This is a genomic window from Nonomuraea sp. NPDC050663, assembly GCF_044456985.1.
Classification (GTDB): Bacteria; Actinomycetota; Actinomycetes; order Streptosporangiales; family Streptosporangiaceae; genus Nonomuraea.
The window spans coordinates 861,386-881,217 of record NZ_JBITGL010000004.1 but is presented as its reverse complement, the minus strand read 5'-3'; the positions used below and the strand labels follow the sequence as shown (position 1 = coordinate 881,217).

General features: G+C 71.6%; 17 protein-coding genes. 10 read left to right on the top strand and 7 right to left on the bottom strand.

Features of this window, described 5'->3' with window-relative positions:
• Window positions 1-521: 521 nt before the first annotated feature.
• From ACIBH1_RS16915 to ACIBH1_RS16905, 3 genes are all read left to right on the top strand, one after another.
• Window positions 522-1,277 (top strand): hypothetical protein, encoded by a 756-nt coding sequence (locus ACIBH1_RS16915; protein WP_397314661.1) that lies wholly within the window; start codon window positions 522-524, stop codon window positions 1,275-1,277.
• Between the two features lie 435 nt (window positions 1,278-1,712).
• Window positions 1,713-2,522 (top strand): methyltransferase domain-containing protein, encoded by an 810-nt coding sequence (locus tag ACIBH1_RS16910; RefSeq protein ID WP_397314660.1) that lies wholly within the window; start codon window positions 1,713-1,715, stop codon window positions 2,520-2,522.
• Window positions 2,523-2,633: 111 nt separating this feature from the next.
• Window positions 2,634-3,845: an ROK family protein gene (locus ACIBH1_RS16905; protein ID WP_397314659.1), complete on the top strand. Its 1,212-nt coding sequence runs from the start codon at window positions 2,634-2,636 to the stop codon at window positions 3,843-3,845.
• Between the two features lie 99 nt (window positions 3,846-3,944).
• Here the strand turns inward: ACIBH1_RS16905 and ACIBH1_RS16900 are convergent, their stop codons facing one another.
• Entirely contained in the window at window positions 3,945-4,850 is a 906-nt protein-coding gene (locus ACIBH1_RS16900; protein ID WP_397314658.1) for a LysR family transcriptional regulator, read from the bottom strand.
• Between the two features lie 80 nt (window positions 4,851-4,930).
• On the opposite strand from ACIBH1_RS16900, the gene ACIBH1_RS16895 reads away from it, so the two are divergent.
• On the top strand, window positions 4,931-5,584 hold the full coding sequence (locus ACIBH1_RS16895; RefSeq protein ID WP_397314657.1) for a dihydrofolate reductase family protein: 654 nt from the start codon (window positions 4,931-4,933) through the stop codon (window positions 5,582-5,584).
• A gap of 35 nt (window positions 5,585-5,619) precedes the next feature.
• Complete coding sequence (locus tag ACIBH1_RS16890; RefSeq protein ID WP_397314656.1) at window positions 5,620-6,288, top strand: hypothetical protein; 669 nt, start codon at window positions 5,620-5,622, stop codon at window positions 6,286-6,288.
• Here the strand turns inward: ACIBH1_RS16890 and ACIBH1_RS16885 are convergent.
• The 4 genes from ACIBH1_RS16885 to ACIBH1_RS16870 form a co-directional block, all read right to left on the bottom strand.
• Window positions 6,272-6,838, bottom strand: coding sequence for a histidine phosphatase family protein (locus ACIBH1_RS16885; protein WP_397314655.1), 567 nt, complete (start codon window positions 6,836-6,838; stop codon window positions 6,272-6,274). The two genes, ACIBH1_RS16890 and ACIBH1_RS16885, sit on opposite strands and share 17 nt — an antisense overlap.
• Window positions 6,839-6,928: 90 nt before the next feature.
• Entirely contained in the window at window positions 6,929-8,443 is a 1,515-nt protein-coding gene (locus tag ACIBH1_RS16880; protein WP_397314654.1) for a tripartite tricarboxylate transporter permease, read from the bottom strand.
• Window positions 8,440-8,922 (bottom strand): tripartite tricarboxylate transporter TctB family protein, encoded by a 483-nt coding sequence (locus ACIBH1_RS16875; RefSeq protein WP_397314653.1) that lies wholly within the window; start codon window positions 8,920-8,922, stop codon window positions 8,440-8,442. The genes ACIBH1_RS16880 and ACIBH1_RS16875 overlap by 4 nt, the downstream gene beginning before the upstream one ends.
• On the bottom strand, window positions 8,922-9,890 hold the full coding sequence (locus ACIBH1_RS16870) for a Bug family tripartite tricarboxylate transporter substrate binding protein (protein WP_397314652.1): 969 nt from the start codon (window positions 9,888-9,890) through the stop codon (window positions 8,922-8,924). Before ACIBH1_RS16870 ends, ACIBH1_RS16875 begins: the two co-directional genes overlap by 1 nt.
• Window positions 9,891-10,025: 135 nt before the next feature.
• Between ACIBH1_RS16870 and ACIBH1_RS16865 the strand changes: the two genes are divergently transcribed.
• The 3 genes from ACIBH1_RS16865 (at window position 10,026) to ACIBH1_RS16855 (ending at window position 14,270) form a co-directional block, all read left to right on the top strand.
• A complete protein-coding gene (locus tag ACIBH1_RS16865) occupies window positions 10,026-11,552 on the top strand; it encodes an ATP-binding protein (protein WP_397314651.1) in 1,527 nt (508 codons plus the stop codon).
• Window positions 11,549-12,205 carry a response regulator gene (locus ACIBH1_RS16860; RefSeq protein WP_397314650.1) on the top strand — a complete coding sequence of 219 codons (657 nt, stop codon included), beginning with the start codon at window positions 11,549-11,551 and terminating at the stop codon, window positions 12,203-12,205. Before ACIBH1_RS16865 ends, ACIBH1_RS16860 begins: the two co-directional genes overlap by 4 nt.
• A gap of 91 nt (window positions 12,206-12,296) precedes the next feature.
• Complete coding sequence (locus ACIBH1_RS16855) at window positions 12,297-14,270, top strand: VanW family protein (protein WP_397314648.1); 1,974 nt, start codon at window positions 12,297-12,299, stop codon at window positions 14,268-14,270.
• Here the strand turns inward: ACIBH1_RS16855 and ACIBH1_RS16850 are convergent.
• Window positions 14,260-15,291, bottom strand: a complete 1,032-nt coding sequence (locus ACIBH1_RS16850; protein ID WP_397314647.1) for a PQQ-dependent sugar dehydrogenase — start codon at window positions 15,289-15,291, stop codon at window positions 14,260-14,262. The two genes, ACIBH1_RS16855 and ACIBH1_RS16850, sit on opposite strands and share 11 nt — an antisense overlap.
• A gap of 18 nt (window positions 15,292-15,309) precedes the next feature.
• On the opposite strand from ACIBH1_RS16850, the gene ACIBH1_RS16845 reads away from it, so the two are divergent.
• Window positions 15,310-16,203 (top strand): 2-hydroxyacid dehydrogenase, encoded by an 894-nt coding sequence (locus ACIBH1_RS16845; protein ID WP_397314646.1) that lies wholly within the window; start codon window positions 15,310-15,312, stop codon window positions 16,201-16,203.
• 217 nt (window positions 16,204-16,420) lie between these two features.
• Window positions 16,421-19,042 (top strand): putative bifunctional diguanylate cyclase/phosphodiesterase, encoded by a 2,622-nt coding sequence (locus ACIBH1_RS16840; protein ID WP_397314645.1) that lies wholly within the window; start codon window positions 16,421-16,423, stop codon window positions 19,040-19,042.
• Here the strand turns inward: ACIBH1_RS16840 and ACIBH1_RS16835 are convergent.
• Window positions 19,035-19,796 (bottom strand): class I SAM-dependent methyltransferase, encoded by a 762-nt coding sequence (locus ACIBH1_RS16835; RefSeq protein ID WP_397314644.1) that lies wholly within the window; start codon window positions 19,794-19,796, stop codon window positions 19,035-19,037. The two genes, ACIBH1_RS16840 and ACIBH1_RS16835, sit on opposite strands and share 8 nt — an antisense overlap.
• Window positions 19,797-19,832: the final 36 nt, after the last annotated feature.

Below are 19,832 nucleotides of genomic sequence, written 5' to 3'. Positions count from 1 at the left end.
CGCGCGGCGCGGTCCTGGGGGGGGGGGGCGCGGGGGGGGGGGGCGGGCGCCCGGGGGGGGCCGGGGGGGGGGGGGGGGGGCCCCCCCCCCACGCCCCCGAGGTCGATGGCCCGGGGGCCATCGACACCCCGCCCGGGTTCTCCAGGCGCGCCCCTTTCACGGCTTGGGCCGCGCTGGTCGGGCGCCTTCGGCGCTGGTCGGGCTTGGGCTGTGTTCAGTGGGGGTGTGCCTGGCGGCCCACCCCCACACCCCCGAGGTCGATGGCCTGGGGGCCATCGACACCCCGTCCGGGGTGCTCGACGTGCACTCCTTTGAGGGCTCGGCCTCGCTGGTCGGGTTTGGCTTGCGTCTAGTGGGTGTGCCTGGCGCCTACCGTTACGCCCCTGCGGTCGGCGGCGTGGGGGTCATCGACAACCTGCTCAAGCGTGCCGCTGCCTCGACGGGGCCATGAAGCTCGTGCCGCGGCTGATCCCTGGTCGAAGATTGCCCGCGAAGCTGGTTCAGCCCTATTGTCCGGCGACGTGAGACTCCCTGTCGTCGCCGCACTGGGCTCCGCCTTAGTGCTCGCGTTCAGCACCCCCGCCCTGGCCTATCCCGTCGATGAGCCTGAACTCACCAACCACCCTCTCTACAACTACGGCAAGCTCCCCGAGTCCGAGTGCCTCGAGAAGCCCGTCACCCCCAATGACGCCACCGCGGCTCGTGCCTACCTGAGAGGCGTCTTCGACTGTCTTGACTCCACGTGGGGTCAGTACCTGGCGGCCAACGGCGCCTACTCCCGCCCCATCAAGCTCACCTTCGCCAAGAAGATCCCGAAGAAGTGGTGTGGAATGACCACCCACATGTCGAACTCGCAGTGGTGGTACTGCGCCGACACGCACACCGTGGTCTTCCAGCTGGGTCGTGACTGGCTGGACGAACCGCGCGACCTGTGGCTTTTCATGCAGGCCGGCACTGTCTACGGGCTCCACGTGGCCAACCTCGTCGGCATCGGGGACGCGTACGGGCGCACCCCGCACCGGTCCAAGGCTGAGCTGCGTGAGCAGACCAGGCGCAAGTACCTGCAAATCACGTGTCTGGCCGGCGCCTTCATCAAGAGTGTGTGGCCGCTGAAGGACCGGGGCTCCAGCGATCTGAACCAGCTTTATCGCATGTTCGTAGACGACCAGAACTACGGCAAGGGCAAGTCCCAGCGCTACTGGACGAAGGAGGGCTTCCTCACGGGGGATCCCGGCTCATGCAACACCTGGGCATCGACTTCGAGCCGGGTCGCCTAGCGGGGCACACCTCCGGGGGAGGGCTCCGGACCAAAGGGTTGCGGCCTCCGATGACGGTGTGCGTGCACCGTTCTGGATGGTTCCAACAGCGCAACTATCGCGTTTGGAAGTCTTCCTGGAGGCTCCACACCCCACTGCGCAGTCGCCCGCCGAGACCGGGACGTCGCCGATCGTGCTGAAGCCCGCCGCGTCACAAGGCCGGTGTCCCGCGAAGACACGGCTGTGGCCGGAGGCCAGGTCCGCATCGGACAGGTCGGCCTCGACGAGTCGCTGGTCGGGGCCGCAGCCGCCGCGAAATCGTGGTGGCCAGGCCCAACGTGAGCAGCGTCGTCAACGATCTCGTTCGCCATCGCGGTGTGCGTACGAATACGTGGAACCCGCCCGCCTCCCCGCCTACCGTCGGCATCGGCCGGAAGGCCCAGAGGAGGCAGACAGATGACGACAAGCAAGCGGGCCTACGTCCTGGGCCACGACGACCCCGAGCTCGACCGTCTGGAACACCAGGCGCGCATGCTCGCTCCAGCCACCGGGGCCATCCTGGGCCTGGCCGGGCTGCGGCCGGGGATGCGGGTGCTGGATCTCGGCACGGGCGCGGGGGACGTGGCGCTGACGGCCGCCGAGATCGTCGGTGAGAGTGGCCAGGTCGTGGGCGTGGACATCGAGGACCGGGCGCTGGCGCTGGCCAGGCGCAGGGCGGCCGAGCGCGGGCTCGGCAACACGGTCTTCGAGCGGGGCGATGTGCGCGAGTGGAGCGGCGGGCGGTTCGACGCGGTGGTCGGCAGGCTCATCCTGCTGTACTGCGCGGACGCGCCGGCCGTGATAGAGCATCACCTGCGGGCGCTGGCGCCCGGCGGGATCTACGTCGCCATGGAGTACGACATGGTCGCCGCCCGCTCCGAACCGGCCTGCGCCCTGGGGAGCAAGGCGCTGGGCTGGATGGTGGAGGCGTTCCGTCGCGGGGGCATGGACCCGGCGCTGGGCACCCGCCTCGACAGGGTGCTGCGGAAGGCCGGGCTCGACCCCGAGATCCTGGGCCTGCAGGTCTACGTCTCGCCCGAGGACGGCGCGCGGTCGTTGTCCGGGATCGTGTCGGCGCTGATGCCGCTGATCGAGAAGACGGGCGTGGCCTCGGCCGCCGAGGTGGATCTGGCCACGCTGTCGGGCCGCATCGAGGCCGCCATGCGCGAGGTCGACGCCGTGACCGTCTTCCCCACGCTGGTCGGCGCGTGGGCCAGGCGGCCCTGACATCGGCTTGCGTCTGACGCCGGCTCGCGCCTGACGCCCGTCGCACCCCCGACGCCGTCTCGCGCCCGGCGTCGTCTCGCGTCGTGCGGGTCGCTGGCATACCGTGGACGGGTGAGGACGGGCGGAGCCACACGCACCCAGGAGCAACTACGGCGGCGCAACCTCGGCGAGGTGCTGCGCAGGGTGCACGAAGGCGGTCCGCTGTCCCGTGCCGCGCTGAGCACCCGCATGGGGCTCAACCGCAGCACGATCATGGACTTGACCGCGGAGCTCGTCTCGGCGGGCCTGGTGCGCGAGGCGGTGCCGACCGACTGGGGGCGCGCCGGCCGCCCGTCGATCATGGTGATGCCCGAGCCGGAGAAGTTGTACGGCCTGGCGTTCGACGTCGCGGTCGACCGCCTGGTGGCGGCCAGGGTGGCCCTGGGCGGGACGATCCTGGCGCGGCGCGAGGCCGTGCGGACCAGGTCGGGCGTGGACCTCCAGGACGTGGTCGGCGTGCTGGCCGCGTTCGGCCGCGAGCTGGTCGCCGAGGCGGCCCCCGGCACGACGTGCGTCGGCGTGGGCGCCTCCTACTGCGGCCTGATCAGGCGGGCCGACGGCATGGTGAGGTACGGCCCGCAGCTGGGCTGGGTGGACCAGGCCTTCGGCGCCGAGCTGGCGGCCGAGCTGGGGCTCGGGTTGGCCGTGTCGGTGGGCAACGAGGCGCATCTGGGCGCGGTCGCCGAGCACGTCAGGGGTGCGGGCGCGGCGGTCGACAATCTCATCTACCTGCACGGCGACGTCGGCGTGGGTGGCGGCATCATCGCGGGCGGCAAGCTGCTCGACGGCGACGGCGGTTACGGCTGCGAGCTGGGCCACATGGTCGTCAACCCCATCGAGGGCCGCCCGTGCCTGTGCGGCTCGCGCGGCTGCCTGGAGGCCGAGGTGGGGGAGGGGGCGCTGCTCGACTACGCGGGCCGGGCCGGGGAACTGGTCGGGCGCGACGGCATCAGGACGGTGGTCGCCCTGGCGGGGGCCGGCGACGAGGCCGCCAAAGCCGCGCTGGCGCGGATCGGCGACTGGCTGGGGGTGGGCGTGGTCAATCTGATCAACCTCTTCAACCCCGCGTTGGTGATCTTCGGGGGCATGCTGCGTGATCTCTATCCGGGGGTGGCGCCGCAGGTGCAGGCCAGGATCGACGCCCACGTGCTGCCGGTGGCGCGCGAGAGGGTGCTGCTGGCCGTCTCGGGGCTGGGCGACGACACGACGCTCGCCGGAGCGGCCGAACTGGCCTTCGCCGACCTGCTGGCCGACCCGCTCGACCACATGGCCGCCAGGCGCTGAGCCCGCGCACTCAGCTTGAGCCGCGCAGTCCCGCGCACTCTGCTTGAGCCGCGCAGTCCCGCGCACTCTGCTTGAGCCGCGCACTCAGCTGAACCCGCTCTACGACAGCGGTCCCAGGTCCCTGACCACGCGGGCCAGTGCGCGGACGGCGGCCGACTCGGCGGCGCTGCGCCAGACCAGCCCCCACCGCACGAGCGACGGGTCGGAGACGGGCAGGTAGGCGATGTCGGGCCGGGCGTGGAAACGCGCGGCGTGCGCGGTGAGCGGCTGGACGGCCTGACCGGTGCCCACCAGCGTGAAGATGTCCTCCAGCGTCGCGACGGGGGAGACGCTGCGCTCCACGGTCCTGCCCTTGGGCGTGTAGAACGGCGTGAGCGAGTCCTCCCAGTAGGCCGGGATGTTGCGGTGGCCGTCCAGCCGCCCGTCGAGCACGGGGAAGTCCCCGAGCACCTCCATGGACACCGGGCCGCCGCGCCGGGCGAGCTGGTGGTCGGGGGAGGCCAGGATCACGCGGGGTTCGGCGAACAGGACCGGTCCGACGGTGAGGTCGGGCTCCTCCACGGGCAACCAGGCGACCAGCGCGTCGATCTCGCCGCCGCGCAGGGCGGCGAAGGCGTCGATGAACGGGTTGTGCCGGATCTGCAGGCGCCATCGCGGGTGACGTGAGCGGAAGGCCTCCCAGTACGGGCGCAGGTCGTAGGAGTTGCTGGGCAGCATGCCGACGCGCAGGACGCTCTCGGTGTCGCGGCCGGCCGCGACGGCTTCGGCGATCACCTGACGGGTGAGGTCGTAGGCGGGGCGCAGGCCGGCGTGGAGCTGCTCGCCCACGGCGGTCAGGCGCACCCGCCGCGTGGTGCGCTCGAACAGCGGGGTGCCGATGAGGCGCTCCACCTTCTTGATCGTCTGGCTGACGCGGGCCGTCGACACCCTCAGGCGCTCGGCGGCCCGCCCGAAGTGCAGTTCCTCGGCAACCGCGAGGAAGATCTCGATGTCCCGCTGCTCCAATGGACTGTTAACTCCACACGTGGTGATTGTTGCGACCTTTGCTGTTTTTCTCCTCCAGTCTGCCTGGCAGCGTGAATCCCATGGAAATCAGTGTTCACACGTTCGTCAGCCTTGACGGGGTCATGCAGGGTCCGGGGGGATTCGAGGAGGACCGCAGCAACGGGTTCGACCGGGGTGGCTGGCTCGTGCCGCACAGCACGGAGGGGCAGCTCGACCCGATCGGCGAGTGGTTCGGCCGCGCCGAGGCCATCCTCCTGGGGCGCACCACCTTCGAGATGATGCGCGGTTACTGGTCGCAGGTCACCGACCCGGACAACATCGTGGCCACGGCGCTCAACACCTGGAAGAAGTACGTCGTCAGCGACAGCCTGGCCGACGCCGACGCGGCCTGGGGCGACACGACGGTGCTCCGCGGCGACGCCATCGAGCAGGTGCGCAAGCTCAAGGAGCAGCCGGGCGGCGAGCTGCAGGTGCACGGAAGCTGGCAGCTCGTGCGCAGCCTGCACGACGCCGGGCTCGTCGACGTCTACCGGTTGATCCAGGTGCCGGTCGTCGTGGGCGAGGGCAAGCGGCTGTTCGCGGAGGGCGCGGTGCCGGCCACCTACCGGATCACCGAGTCCCAGGTGCTGGCCGGGGGATCGGGCGCGATCTCCCTCACCCTGCGCCAGGCCGGGTTCGGCTCCACGGGAGCCGGCGAGTTCGTGGTCGAGGACGGGCAGGAGGGCGTTCGATAAGCGATTGATAGCGGCACGGCGCATCATGCTGCGTCATGAGCGCTGTGATCCCGGTCGTCGCGGTGGTACTCCTCGCCGTCTCGCTGCTCCTGCGCATGGGCACCGAGCTGCGGCGGCACAGGTCATGGGAGGATCTGCCGCTGCTGCGGCAGTCCATGGCGGAGGTCGACGTCGAGGGGACCGAGGTGGAGGTGGTCAACAAGCCGTTGAAGGCCGCCTTCGTCTGGTTGCCGCTGCTGATGCTCCTGGCGGTGACCGTCCTGATCGTCTTCCAGGACGCCAGGACGGCCACCTGGGGCAGGCTGCCGTTCGACGTGCTGGTCATGCTCGCGCTGGTGTACGGCACGGCGCGCAAGTTGTCGCCCGGCCCGGTCCTGGTGATGAACTGCGCGGGCGTCGCCTTCCCCCGGCACGGCGTGAGCCTGACCTGGAGCCAGGTGAGGGAGGTGCGCCTCACGGAGGTGGCCAGGCACCAGCGCGCGCTGAACGGCGACGAGAGCGTGATCGCCTTCCTGCCGAGGGACACCCGGGCGGTCATGCGGCGCATGGGCGGCCTGACCCGCCTGGCCGCGGTCACGGCGAGGAACGCCTACGGCTCGCCCCTGGCGGTCCTGGTCGCCCCGCTGGACCTCAGCGCGGAGGAGATCGCGGTCGTGGCGGAGAAGTACGCGGGCCGCGCCGATCTGGTCACGGACGAACGCTGAACCCGGTCCACTGCAGTTCGGCCGGCAGGTGGCTCATGTCGTTGAGGAGCATCAGCGACGGCGGCCGGTCGGGCGCGTAGCGGATCACCGTGAGGGCGGCGTTGCAGGCGTTGACCGTCAGCCACCTCCAGTCGGGGGCGCCGAGCGCGTGCCGTACGAGCCAGCCCACCAGGAAGTTGTGGGTGACGACCAGCTCGCGGCGCGGCCGGTCGCCCTCGGCGGGGCCGGTGAACAGCGCTTTCGCCTGCGCGGCGAGGTCGCGGCGCTCCGGGAACTGGGCGGCGAAGTCGACCAGGAAGCGCGGGGCCTCGTCGGGCGTGGGCTGGTAGGGGACGTAGTCGCCCGCGGCCTCGTGCGCGGCGCCGGACGCGGTGATCAGCGCGCAGGTCTCGGCGGCCCGCAGGACGGGGCTGTGGTGCACGGCGTCGAAGGTCACTTCGCCCAGCCGTTCGCCGAGCAGGAACGCCTGGCGCCTGCCGGCGGGGGTGAGGGGGCCGTCGGGGAAGGCGTCGCCGTGCCGTACCAGGTAGAGAAATCTTGGTGAAGTCACTTAACAAAGCATAAGGCCCCGCCGGTGGACAGGGCCGGCGGGACCTGAAGCTCCCAAGAACCACGGGGATGATGCCCTCGGGCAGGGCCCTTACTCCTGCTGTGACGAGGCCGTTACCGCTTCGGTGCGCCGCCGTGCCCACAGCCTGCGCAACAGCGGCGTGAACAGGGCCAGCAACGACAGGGCCAGCAGCACCACGGCCACCGGGCTCCCCACCAGGACGCCGATGTCGCCCGCGCCGATGGCCAGCGCGCGGCGCAGCTGGATCTCCGCCATGGGGCCGAGGATCATGCCGATCACCGCGGGGGCGATCGGCAGGCCGAACCTGCGCATGGCGAAGCCCAGCAGGCCGAGCAGGAACAGCACGACCAGGTCCACCACGGAGGCGTTCAGCGCGTAGACGCCCAGCGCGGCGAAGACCACGATGCCGGCGTAGAGGTAGGGCCGGGGCACGTGCAGCACCTTGGCCCACAGCGGAGCCAGCGGCAGGTTGAGCACCAGCAGCATGACGTTGCCGATGAACAGCGAGGCGATCATGCCCCAGACCAGGGCCGGGCTGTGGTCGAAGAGCTGCGGTCCCGGCTGCAGGCCGTACTGCTGGAAGGCGGCGAGCAGGATCGCGGCGGTGGCCGAGGTCGGCAGGCCCAGCGTGAGCAGGGGGACCAGGGTCCCGGCCGCCGAGGCGTTGTTGGCGGCCTCGGGGCCCGCCACGCCCTCGATCGCGCCCTTGCCGAACTCGTCGCTCTTGGCGAGCTTCTTCTCGGCCGCGTACGACAGGAACGTGGGGATCTCCGCGCCGCCGCCCGGCAGCGCGCCGAACGGGAAGCCCAGGGCGGTGCCGCGCAGCCACGGCTTCCAGGAGCGCGCCCAGTCGCGCCTGCCGAGGAAGGCCCTGCCCACCGGGATGACGTCCGGCGGCGCGTGCCGCATCCGCGAGGCGACGTACAGCGCCTCGCCCAGCGCGAACAGGCCGACCGCGACGACCACGACCTCGATGCCGCCGAGCAGCTGCGGCAGGCCGAGGGTCAGGCGGGCCTGCCCGGTCTGCTCGTCGATGCCCACCAGGCCGATGACCAGGCCGAACCCGAGGGATGCCAGGCCGCGTACGACGCTGCGCGACATCACCGAGGAGACCGCGGTGAAGGCCAGGATCGCCAGGGCGAAGTAGTCCTCGGCGCCGAAGGAGACCGCGAAGTCGACCACCAGCGGGGCGGCCACCACCAGCATCGCCGTCGCCAGGGTGCCCGCGACGAAGGACCCGATGGCCGCCGTGGCCAGCGCCTGGGCGGCACGGCCCCGGCGGGCCATCTTGTTGCCCTCCAGCGCGGTGATCATGCTGGACGACTCGCCGGGCGTGTTGAGCAGGATCGAGGTGGTCGAGCCGCCGTACATGCCGCCGTAGTAGATGCCGGCGAACATGATGAACGCGCTGGCCGGCTCCACCGTGAAGGTGATCGGCAGCAGCAGCGCCACGGTCATCGCGGGCCCGATGCCGGGCAGCACGCCCACCAGCGTGCCGAGCGTCACGCCCAGCAGCGCGTACAGCAGGTTCACCCAGGTCAGGGCGGCGGCGAAGCCGTCCATGAGCAGCTGGAAGGAGTTCACAGCGGGGTCACCCCTCCTGGAAGGGTCACGCCCAGCCCCTTGACGAACAGCAGGTAGGTGCCGAATCCGATGACCAGTCCCAGGATCGCGGCGCGCACCCGGTGCTCGGCGCCCAGCGCGATGGCGAGCGCGGTGAACAGCAGCGACGCGGCGAGCGGCCAGCCGAGAGGCTGGACGATCGCGACGAACGCCAGGAAGATCCCGCTCATCAGCAGCACGCTGCGCCAGTCGGCGGGCGCCTGCGCGTCGACGTCCTCGCTCTCCTCGGGGTCGCCCTTGCCGCCGCGCAGCACGTCGGCGATGTAGAAGACGCCGATGAGGATCATCGCGCCGCCGACCAGCATGGGGAAGAACCTCGGGCCCAGCCCGAGCGTCGAGGCGGCGGTGCTCACGTCGAGGGTGCCGACGACGACGAAGACCCCGAGGAGGAGGACGGCCAGAGCCAGGATCAGCTCCGGCCGCCACCATCGGCCGTTCATCAGGAGACGAGCCCCATCTCGGCGATGACGCCCTTGATGCGGGTCTGCTCGGAGGTGAGGAACTGCGCGAACTCGTCACCGGCCTGGAAGGCGTCGATCCAGCCGTTCTTGGCCAGGGCGTCCTTCCACGCCTGCGAGGCGTGCATCTTGGTCACCAGGTCGACGAGCGCCTTCTTGTCGGCGTCGGACAGCCCGGCGGGGGCGACCATGCCGCGCCAGTTGGCCAGCGCCACGTCCAGGCCGCCCTCCTTCAGGGTGGGGGCGTCGACGGACTCGACGCGCTCCGGCGCGGAGACGCCCAGCGCGCGCAGCTTGCCCGACTTGACGTGCTCGGCGAACTCGCCGATGCCCGAGACGCCGATGCTGACCTTGTTGCCGAGCAGGGCGTTGAGCGCCTCGCCGCCGCCCGAGTGGGCGATGTAGTTGACCTGCTTGGGGTCGACGCCCGCGGCCTTGGCCATCAGCCCGGCCAGGATGTGGTCGGTGCCGCCGGCGGAGCCGCCCGCGACCGAGACCTTGGCGGGGTCGGCCTTCCAGGCGGCCACCAGGTCGGCCAGGCTCTTCAGCGGCGACTCGGCGGGCACGACGACGATCTCGTACTCCTCGGTCAGCTTGGCGATCGGCGTCGTCTCGGCCAGCGTGACCTTGGACTTGTTCTGCTCGATCGCGCCGACCATGACCAGGCCCATGGTCATGAGCAGGTTGCCGTTGCCCTTCTCGCCGGCCAGCTGGGCCAGGCCGATGGTGCCGCCCGCGCCGTTGACGTTGAAGACCTCGGTCTTGCGGCCGGGATCGACCGACTTGATGGCCTGCTCGGCCGTACGGGAGGTCTGGTCCCAGCCGCCGCCGGGGGCCGCGGGGGCCATGATGCGCAGGGAGCCGCCGCTCGCCGTGGTGCCCGTGGAACCGCCGCAGGCGGTCAGGGCCAATGCCATGGCGGCCATGGCGGCAATTTTCCGGATCTGCATAGGTTGCTCCACAGGTATCTCACAGGGGGTTGCGAAGCATCGTGAGCTGTGACTGCCCTCACGTCGATGCTTAATCCGCTTGCGGTCTTATTGGTCGTATTGGTCCCGTGACCTGCCGCTGCGACACTCGCGGACGTGAGACTCGGCACCCAGCTGTTCGCGCTGCAGACCGTGATCGTGCTGCTCACGGCAGCCGGTACGGCAGGCGTGTGGGCCCACAACACCCGGCAGCAACTCGACCACCACTACCAGCAACGCGCCCTGGCCATCGCGCAGTCGGTGGCCGGCATGCCGGAGGTGCGCGCCGCGTTCGCCGCCGAACGGCCGGAGCTGTCGCTGCAACCCCTCGCGATGGGCGTGCAGCGCGCGGCCGGCGCCGACTACGTCGTGATCGCCAACCGCGACCAGATCCGCTACGCCCACCCCAACACCACGCTGATCGGCCAGAAGTTGTCGACGGACGGCAGCCCGGTCCTGGAGACCGGGCAGAGCTGGGTCGGCACCGAGACCGGCACCATCGGCAGGACCCTGCGCGGCAAGGCCCCGATCTTCGACGACCGGGGCGCCGTCATCGGCATGACCTCCGTCGGAGTCCTGGAGGGCAAGGTCACCGACGAGCTGCCCCAGCTGCTGCTGCCCCTGGTGTGGACCGCCGGCGCGGTGCTCATCGCCGGAGCGGCCGCCGCGGCGCTGCTGGCCGCCCGGGTGCGCAGGCAGACCTTCGGCCTGGAGCCCAAGGAGATCGCCGCCCTGCTGGAGCAGCGCGAAGGCGTGCTGCACGGCGTCAAGGAGGGCGTGCTGGCGCTGGACCTCCACGGCACTGTCACCCTGGCCAACGACGCGGCGCGCGAACTGCTCGGCGACATCCCCGAGACGCTGGCCGACATGCCGCTGTCGGACCGGCTGCGCGACGTGCTCACCGGCGCCGACCCCGGCGAGGACCGCATCGTCATCCACGGCGACCGGGTCCTGGTCCTCAACCGCACCCCCGTGGAGGTGCGCGGCCAGCACCGGGGCTGGGTGGTGACCCTGCGCGACCGCACCGAGCTGATCAGGCTCTCGCGCGAGCTGGCCGAGGCCGGCAGCACCACCGGAGCCCTGCGCGCCCAGGCGCACGAGTTCGCCAACCGCATGCACACCGTCGTCGGCCTGCTGGAGCTGGGCGAGCACGAGCAGGCGATCGGCTACATCACCCAGACGACGCTGAGCCCGTACGCCATGGGCATCCGCGAGCGTGTGGGCGACGCGACGCTCGCCGCACTGCTGCTGGCCAAGTCGGCCGAGGCCGCCGAGCGCGGCGCCACGCTGGTCCTGGCGGACGACACGAGCGTGCCGCAGCTGCCCGACTCCCACGACGCGGTGCTCGTGGTGGGCAACCTGGTGGCCAACGCTCTCGACGCGCTCGACGGAGCGCCCGGCACGATCGAGGTCTCCGTGCGCGTGGACTCCCAAGGACTGCACGTGCGCGTGCGCGACACCGGCCCCGGCATCACCCCGGAACTGGTCGAAGAGGTCTTCCGCGAGGGCTTCACCACCAAGGCCGCCCGCTCCGGGCCGCGCGGCCTGGGCCTGGCCCTGACCCGGCAGGCCTGCCTGCGCCGCGGCGGCTGGGTCAAGGTCCGCAACGAGGGCGGCGCGATCTTCACGGCGCTGCTGCCATGATCAAGGTCCTCGTCGTCGACGACGACTTCATGGTCGCCCGCATCCACAGCGGCTACGTCTCCCGCGTGCCCGGCTTCCAGGTCGTCGCCACCGTGCACAACGCGGGCGACGCCCTCGCGGCGGTCGCCGAGCACCGGCCCGACCTGGTCCTGCTCGACATCTACCTGCCCGACCGCTCGGGGCTCGAGGTGCTCAAGGACCTGCACGGCGTCGACGTGCTCATGGTCAGCGCCGCCCGCGACCTGCCGACCGTGCGCGAGGCGATGCGCGGCGGCGCGGTCAACTACCTGATCAAGCCGTTCACCGCCGCCGCCCTGGCCGAGCGCCTGGAGCAGTACGCCGAGGCCAGGCGCCAGCTGGCCAACCTGGGCAGGGTCGTGGGCCAGGACGAGGTCGACAGGCTCTTCGGCGCGGCCAAGACGCAGGCCGCCCTGCCCAAGGGGCTGTCGGCCACGACCTGCGCGCTGGTCGTGGAGGCGCTGCGGGAGGCGGGCGCCGACCTGTCGGCCGCCGAGGCGGCCGAGCTGACCGGGCTGTCGCGGGTCAGCGCCCGCCGATATCTGGAGTACCTGTGCGAAGGCGGGCGAGCGGAACTGCGCCCCAGGTACGGCACGGCAGGACGGCCGGAACACCGTTACCGGTGGAGAGGTTAGATAATTCTCTGTGCGGATCCGGTGACAATTCCGGAAGCGCGTGCCGTACTGTTGCGGAAGGAGTGGCTGCGGAGCGGGAGGAGGTTGAGGCGTGCGCAACGCCCGGCCGATCGACTCGCCCACCGATCCGTTCAACGCGGTGCCGTTACCCGAGTCCGCCACGATCAGGAGACCCCGCATCGAGGGCCTGCCTGCCGGCGTGCTGCCGGAAATGCTCGCCGACCCCGTTGTCGAGCAGCCGCAGGCGGTCAAGCTGCCGCCCGTGGCCCAGCCGCCCCAGCCCTGGCCCATCGCCAGGGAGCAGATCAGCGAGCCGCCACCGCCGCCCGCCCCCGTCTTCGGGCTGGCGCGCCCGCGCCCGGCCCCGGAGGCCGCCCGCCACGAAGGCCCGCGCAGGAGGCGTTTCCCCTTCACGTTGATGGTCGCCGTGGCCGTGCTCCTGGCGCTGGTCTACCTCGTGCCCGCCATCCTCATGTCGGGCTCGGTGCTTCCCGGCACCACCGTCGCGGGCGTCGACATCGGCGGGCTCACCGTCACCCAGGCGGCCGACAAGATCCGCACGGAGCTCAAGACCACCATCGAGCGGCCGATCACCGTCGACCTCGGCGGCGAGCGCAAGACCCTGCAGCCCGAGACCGCCGGGCTGGAGTTCAACGTCGTCGCCACCATCAAGCAGGCCCAGTCGGGCTTCCCCACCCCGCTCGAGGTCTGGCGCAGCATGACCGGCGCCACCCAGCTGCAGCCGCAGATCACCGTCAACGCCGCGCAACTGGCCAGGACCATCGAGAGCCTGGCGCAGTCGGTCGACCAGCGCCCGCGCGAGGGCCACATCGCCTACCGCGGCCTGCGGCCGATCCCCACGCTGCCAGAGGACGGGGTCCTGCTCGACCGCGACGCCGCCGTCCAGCTGCTGCAGGCCGCCTTCACCGGCTCCAGCGGCTACGTCACCCTGCCGACCCGCGTGGTGCAGCCGGGCACCACCAGGCAGCAGGTCACCGACGGCATGGCCGTCGCCAGGCGCGCCGTGTCGGCCCCGATCGTGCTGCGCCACGGCACGCGCAGCACCACGCTCACCCCCGCGATGATCGCCGGGCAGCTGACCTTCGGCCCCGACGGCAAGGGCGGCTTCGGCCCGTCGTTCGACACCCGCGGCGGCTCGGTCGAAGCGCTCGACCGGGCCCTGATCGACGCCGCCCAGGCCACGCAGGACGCCACCTACGAGCTCGTCAACGACCGCCTGGTTCCGGTGCGGGCCAAGGTCGGGGTCGGCATCGACCTCGACAAGCTCGGCAAGGACGTGGCCGAGGTCGTCGCCGGGGGCGGCTCCAGGACCATCGAGGTCCAGCTGGCCAGGATGCGCCCGCGCATCACCGACGCCGAGCTCGCCGGCCTGGGCATCGAGGAGAAGATCGGGGAGTACACCAGCGGCTACGCCTGCTGCCTGGCCCGCGTGACCAACATCCACCGCATGGCCGAGCAGCTCGACGGCTACGTGGTCAAGCCGGGCGAGACCTTCTCCCTCAACGAGGTGATCGGCGACCGCACCCCCGCAGCCGGCTACGTGGCCGCCCCGCAGTACGCCGAGGGCAAGGTGTCCACCGCGGTGGGCGGCGGCGTCTCCCAGACCGCCACCACCCTGCTCAACGCGGCCTTCCGCGGCGGACTCGAGATCGTGGAGCAACACCCGTTCGACCTGTACATGCCGCCCTATCCGCCCGGCCTCGACACCATGCTCACCGGCGAGCTCGACCTGCGCTGGCGCAACGACTCCGACTACGGCGTGCTGATCAAGACGGACGTCAGCGAGACGTCCGTGACCGTCTCGCTGTGGAGCACCGCTCGCTACGACCGGGTGGAAGTGCTTACCAGCCAGCCGCGTGACGTCGTGGCCTTCGACCGCGAGGTCGGCACCGGGGCCGGTTGCGTGCCCGTCGACGGCCAGCAGGGCTTCACCGTCGACGTCGTCCGGGTCTTCCACGCCGACGGCAAGGAAGTCGGCCGCGACACGAAGCAGACCACGCAGTACCGGCCGCGCAGCCAGGTGACCTGCTCGCCTACGGGGTGAGCTCCAGGATGCGGTCGTCTCCCTGACGGGGGGAGCCGCGGCCATCGTGGTTGCTGGTGCCGAACCACAGCGTGCCGTCCGGGGTGGCGGCGACCGCCCGCAGCCTGCCGTACTGACCGTCGAAGCGGGCGACTGGCTCGCCGGCCGTACCGTCGTCGGACAGCGGGATCTGCCACAACTTCTGGCCGCGCAGGCCCGCCATCCACAACGAGCCCCCGGCGAAGGCCAGGCCGGACGGCGAGGCCTGGTCGGTGGACCAGGTGGCGATCGGGTTCTTGTAGGCGGGGTTGTCGCCCTGCCCCTCGACCTCCGGCCAGCCGTAGTTGGCGCCCGGCTCGATCAGGTTGACCTCGTCGAAGGCGTTGGCGCCGAACTCCGAGGCGTACAGCCTGCCCTTGGAGTCCCAGGCCAGGCCCTGCACGTTGCGGTGGCCGTAGCTGTAGACCAGCGTGCCGAACGGGTTGCCGGGCGCGGGCTTGCCGTCGAGCGTCATGCGCAGGATCTTGCCGCCGAGCGAGTCGCGCTCCTGCGCCTGCGGCCGCTCGCCCGCGTCGCCCGTGCTGGCGTACAGGAAGCCGTCGGGGCCGACGCCCAGGCCGCCGCCGTTGTGGATGCCGGCCTTGGGGATGCCCTCGACCAGCACCGTCGGGTTCTTCAGCCCGTCGAGCTCGTATCGCACGATCCGGTTGTCCTGCGCGGCGGTGAAGTAGACGAAGACGTGCGGCTCCTTGACCGCCACGCCCATCAGGCCGCCCTCCCCGCCCGGCTCCACTCCCGCGATCGTGCCCAGCTCGCTCACCTGGCCGCCCTTGATCGACAGCAGCCTGGCCGAGTCGCGCTCGGTGACGAGCGCGACGCCGTCGGCGGCGAAGGCGATGTCCCACGGTACGGCCAGGCCGGTGGCCACCTCCGCGGAGTCGCCGGGCGGGGCGGCGGTCACCGTGGCGACCGGCGTGACTCCCGTGGCCGACGAGCAGCCCGCCAGGAGCAGCGTTGCTGCGGTAATCCAGAGACGCTTCATGCCGTCCATACTTGTCCCATGCTGATCTGGGTTCCCTCCGACGCCGTCGCCGAAGTGCTTTCCGATCTGCCGCGTGTCGAGTGCGTGGTCGAGCAGCCCGAGCGGCTCGAGGAGGTCGAGGTGTGGATTCCTCCTCTCATCACCCTGCCCGACATTTCCGGTCTGCTGGCGAAAATGACCGGGCTGAAGTTCTTGCAGACCGTCACGGCGGGGGTGGAGCCCTATGTACCCCACCTTCCGCCGGGAGTCACGTTGTGCAACGCGCGTGGCGTGCACGACGCGGGAACGGCGGAGTGGGCGGTGGGCGCGATGATCGCGGTGCTGAGGGAGTTTCCCGGCTTCGTCGACGCCCAGCGGCGCACCGAGTGGAGCTACCACCACACCGGCGTGCTGGCCGACTCGACCGTGCTGATCGTGGGCCACGGCTCCATCGGCGCCGCCGTCGAGCGGCGGCTGCAGGGCTTTGAGGTCGAGGTCCTGCGGGTGGCGCGCACGCCGAGGGAAGGCGTGCACGGGCTGGAGGCCCTGCCCGAGCTGCTGCCCCAGGCCGACGTGGTGGTGCTGCTGGTGCCCGCGACCTCGACGACGGCCGGCCTGGTCGACGCCGCGTTCCTGGGCCGGATGAAGGACGGCGCGGTGCTGGTCAACGCCGCGCGCGGCAGCGTGGTCGACACCGGCGCCCTGGTGGCCGAGGTGAGCTCGGGCCGCCTGCGCGCCGCGCTCGACGTGACCGACCCCGAGCCGCTGCCCGAGGGCCATCCGCTGTGGAACGCGCCCGGCGTGCTGATCACCCCGCACGTCGCGGGAAGCACCCCCGCCTCGGGGCGCCGCACGCTCAGGCTGATGCGCTCCCAGCTGCTCAGGTATCTGGCCGGTGAACCGCTCAACAACGTCATCACCGAGACCTATTAATAATCCCGAACGTGGCTGGCCCGTGACCTTCGGTGCGTACGGTTGGACCTCTACCAAGAGTTCTTGACTGGGAGTCAAGTCCACATCTTGGGACAAGTGGTCTGTGTGGTTATCAGATCGGTGACGACATCGGCGTTGTCACCACCCGCGCGCCCGGAACCGCACACACTGGCGATGGAACTGACGTCGATCGCACACGGAATGGGCTACGACATTGATGCGCTGGCGTGACCCACGAGCGCCCCTGGCAGCCGCCGGGGCGATCGGTGCGCTGGGGTTCGTGGTCGCCCTGCTGACCGGGGCGCCCGCCCTGGCGGCCGGGGCCGTCGCGGGGCTGGTGTGCGCGCTCGGCGCCGCCTTCTCCCTCCTGGTCTCCGCGCGCTCGCTCGCGGCCCACCCGTCGGCGGCGCCCGCCGCCCGATGGCTGGGGTCGGGGGCGGTGGTGTGGAGCGCGGGAGTCGCCGTGCGCGCGGTGGCCGCCGAGTCCGGCCTGGCGGTCAGCTTCTCCGACCTGCTGGTCCTGATCGGCACGGCGATGCTGGCCAACGGCGCGGTGATGGCGGCCAGGCGCGGCCCGGCCGCGCGGGCGATCCTGCACCGCCTGGTCGACGCCTACGTCGCCACCGCCGCGATCTTCGTCGTGGCGTGGGTCGCGGTGCTGCACCCGCTGCAGAATCCGGGCTTCGCCTTCGTCCTGCTCGCCCCCATGATCAGCCTGCTGGTCACCTGCACCGTCCTGCCCGTCGTGCTGACCGGGCGGGCCGGCTCCTGGCAGCTCGGCCTGGGCGGCGTCGGGGTGCTGGCCACCACGACGATCGCCGAGGCCGCCGTCGGCCTGGCCAGGCTCACCGGCGGCTCGCCCCCGGCGTGGACCCTTCTCCTGGCGCCCGTCGCCTTCCTGCTGCTGGGCGCGCTCCCGTGGACCGTTCTCGGCGACTCGGCCGCCGACGAGGAACGCGAGCCCGTCAGCCCGATGATCGGCCACCTGCTGAAGACCGGGCCGCTCATCCTGGTGGTCGTGGCCACCGGGGCGCTGCTGCTGCACCTGGCCCGCTGGGGCGGGCGGCCGCCGGCCTCGCCCGTGGTGGTGCTGGCCGCCTCCGTCGTGCTGATCCTCGCGGTGCGCCTGGTCGTGCTGATCATGAGCAACGCCCGCATGCGCCGCCTGGTCGCGCTGGGCGACCGGCAGCTGCGCGAGCTGGCCGAGAGCACCGGCGACGTGGTCCTGCTGTGCGACTACGAGGGCGTGGTGCGCGAGATCGGCGTCGGCGTGGAGGTCACCTACGGCTACCGTCCCGACGAGGTGACCGGCCGCTCGATCTTCGACTTCATCCACCCGGAAGACGTCCCCGCCATCCAGGCGTCGCTGCGCTCGATGGGCCTCGACGCGGAAGACGGCGACGAGCCGGGCGCCTGCCTGATCGCCTGCCGGGTGCGCGGCTCCGACGGCACGTGGCGGCCCACCGAGTCGGTGGCCACCCGCCACGTCGGCGGCGAGGAACTCCTGCTGGTCACCACGCGCGACATCAGCGAGCAGGAGGCGCTGCGCAGCCAGGTGGCCCACCTGACCTTCCACGACGGCGTCACCGGCCTGCCCAACCGTGCCTACTTCTCCGAGCGGGCCCGCGAGGTCACCGGCAGCCGCACCGCCAAGGCGGTCATCTTCCTCGACCTCGACGGCTTCACCGCCGTCAACGACTCCGTTGGCCACGCCAGCGGCGACTACCTCCTCAGCCAGGCCGCCCGGCGCCTGCGCGGCGCCGTACGCCGCGACGACACGCTGGCCCGCTGGGGCGGCGACGAGTTCGCCGTGCTGGTCGAGACCGAGGCGCAGTCCGCCGTCGACCTGGCCGAGCGGCTGGTGCGCGCGGTCTCCCAGGAGCCCTTCCGGGTGGCCGAGCGCGACATCGCGCTGACCGCCAGCGTCGGCGTGGCCTTTGCCGAGGAGGGCGTCTCGTCAGGAGACCTGCTGCGCAACGCCGACGTGGCGATGGCCAGGGCCAAGGAGCTCGGCGGGCGCCGCGTCGAGGTCTTCGCCGCCCACATGCACGCCGACGTGGTGCGCCGTCTGGAGCTCGCCGCCGACCTGCAGCGGGCGCTGCTCGACAACCAGTTCGCGATCGAGTACCAGCCGGTCGTCGACCTGGCCACCTCCCGGGTGACCGCGGTCGAGGCGCTGGTGCGCTGGTGGCGCGGCTCGGTCTTCATCCCGCCCGACCAGTTCCTGGGCGCGGCCGAGGCGACCGGCCTGATCGTGCCGCTGAGCGAGTGGATCCTGCGCGAGGCCTGCCGCGAGGTGGCCGCCTGGCGCGCCTCCTCCTGGGACATCGGCCTGTCGCTGAACCTGTCGGCCAGGCAGATCACCGCGCCGCACTTCGTCGAGACCGTCGAGCAGGCGCTGGCCGAGAGCGGGCTGCCCGCCTCCGCCCTCACCCTCGAAGTGATCGAGGAGATGCTGGTCGAAGACGCGGAAGAGACCATCAGCAGGCTGTCGGAGCTCAGGTCGCTGGGCGTACGGCTGGCCATCGACGACTTCGGCACCGGCTACGCCTCGCTGGCGTTCCTGAGGCAGCTGCCCGTTGACATGATCAAGATCGACCCGTCGTTCGTCTCCGGCCTGGGCCGCGACGACACGCTGACCCTGCTCACCCGCACGATCGTGCGGCTGGGTCACGACCTCGGGCTGATCGTGGTCGCCGAGGGCATCGAGCGGCCCGAGCAACTGGAGCTGCTGCGCGAGATGGGCTGCACGCGCGGCCAGGGCTTCCTGGTGGCCCGCCCGATGGCCGCGCGCGGCGTCGACTCGCTGATGCGCACCAGCCTGCAGTCGATCATCTGACCGGTTCGGCGATCACGGTGTGCCCCTCGATCGGGATCCCGCCGCGATAGACGGCCAGCTCCGACACCGCCTGCTCGGTGATCCGCGCATAGGTCTCCTTGTCGAGCCGCTCGATCAGCGGGGTGCTCTCCACCTCGACCGCCACGAACTCCTCGATCGAGGCCAGGCGCAGCTCGGCCATCCGGGTGGTCAGCTTCGTGACCCGCAGTCCCGCCGACTCCACCAGCTCGGTCAGCTCCCGCGGATCGCCGAGGACGAAGTAGCCGCTGAGCAGCTCGCGCGCCTCGGGACCCGCGTGCTCGGCGGCGATGCGGACCAGCGCCGAATAGGCGGGGCTCGACTCCAGGCGGCCCGGCACGTGCAGGCCGACCGCGTGCCGCGCCACCCTGGCCATCTCCCGGAGCGCCCTGCGCCGGTCCGGGAAGAACATCAGCGCCGCCTGGCAGGTCACGACGTCGAAGGCGCCGTCGGGGAAGAGCAGGTGAGCCGCATCGCCCTGACGCCACCGCAGGTCGGGGCGGACACGACGGGCGACCGTGAGCATGGCCTCGTTGAGGTCGAGCCCGATCACCGAACCGGCCGTATCGGCCAGGGTCCTGGCCACGACCCCGGTGCCGCAGGCCACGTCGAGCACGCTCTGCCCGGGGCGCAGCGGCAGATCGGCGGCCAGGTCGGCCGCCCACCGGGCGAACAGGGCTGGCACGAATCTCGCCTCGTAGCTCTCGGCCGCCTCGAGAGGGATCTGGAAGGTCACGCGGCCAGCCTGCCGCCGTGCCGTACGGCCGAGCAT

Coding starts and splice junctions, on each gene's coding strand:
- ACIBH1_RS16910 (WP_397314660.1), top strand. CDS start 1,713: ATGACGACAAGCAAGCGGGCCTACGTCCTGGGCCACGACGACCCCGAG.
- ACIBH1_RS16895 (WP_397314657.1), top strand. CDS start 4,931: ATGGAAATCAGTGTTCACACGTTCGTCAGCCTTGACGGGGTCATGCAG.
- ACIBH1_RS16890 (WP_397314656.1), top strand. CDS start 5,620: ATGAGCGCTGTGATCCCGGTCGTCGCGGTGGTACTCCTCGCCGTCTCG.
- ACIBH1_RS16875 (WP_397314653.1), bottom strand. CDS start 8,922: ATGAACGGCCGATGGTGGCGGCCGGAGCTGATCCTGGCTCTGGCCGTC.
- ACIBH1_RS16870 (WP_397314652.1), bottom strand. CDS start 9,890: ATGCAGATCCGGAAAATTGCCGCCATGGCCGCCATGGCATTGGCCCTG.
- ACIBH1_RS16860 (WP_397314650.1), top strand. CDS start 11,549: ATGATCAAGGTCCTCGTCGTCGACGACGACTTCATGGTCGCCCGCATC.
- ACIBH1_RS16850 (WP_397314647.1), bottom strand. CDS start 15,291: ATGAAGCGTCTCTGGATTACCGCAGCAACGCTGCTCCTGGCGGGCTGC.
- ACIBH1_RS16845 (WP_397314646.1), top strand. CDS start 15,310: ATGCTGATCTGGGTTCCCTCCGACGCCGTCGCCGAAGTGCTTTCCGAT.
- ACIBH1_RS16840 (WP_397314645.1), top strand. CDS start 16,421: ATGCGCTGGCGTGACCCACGAGCGCCCCTGGCAGCCGCCGGGGCGATC.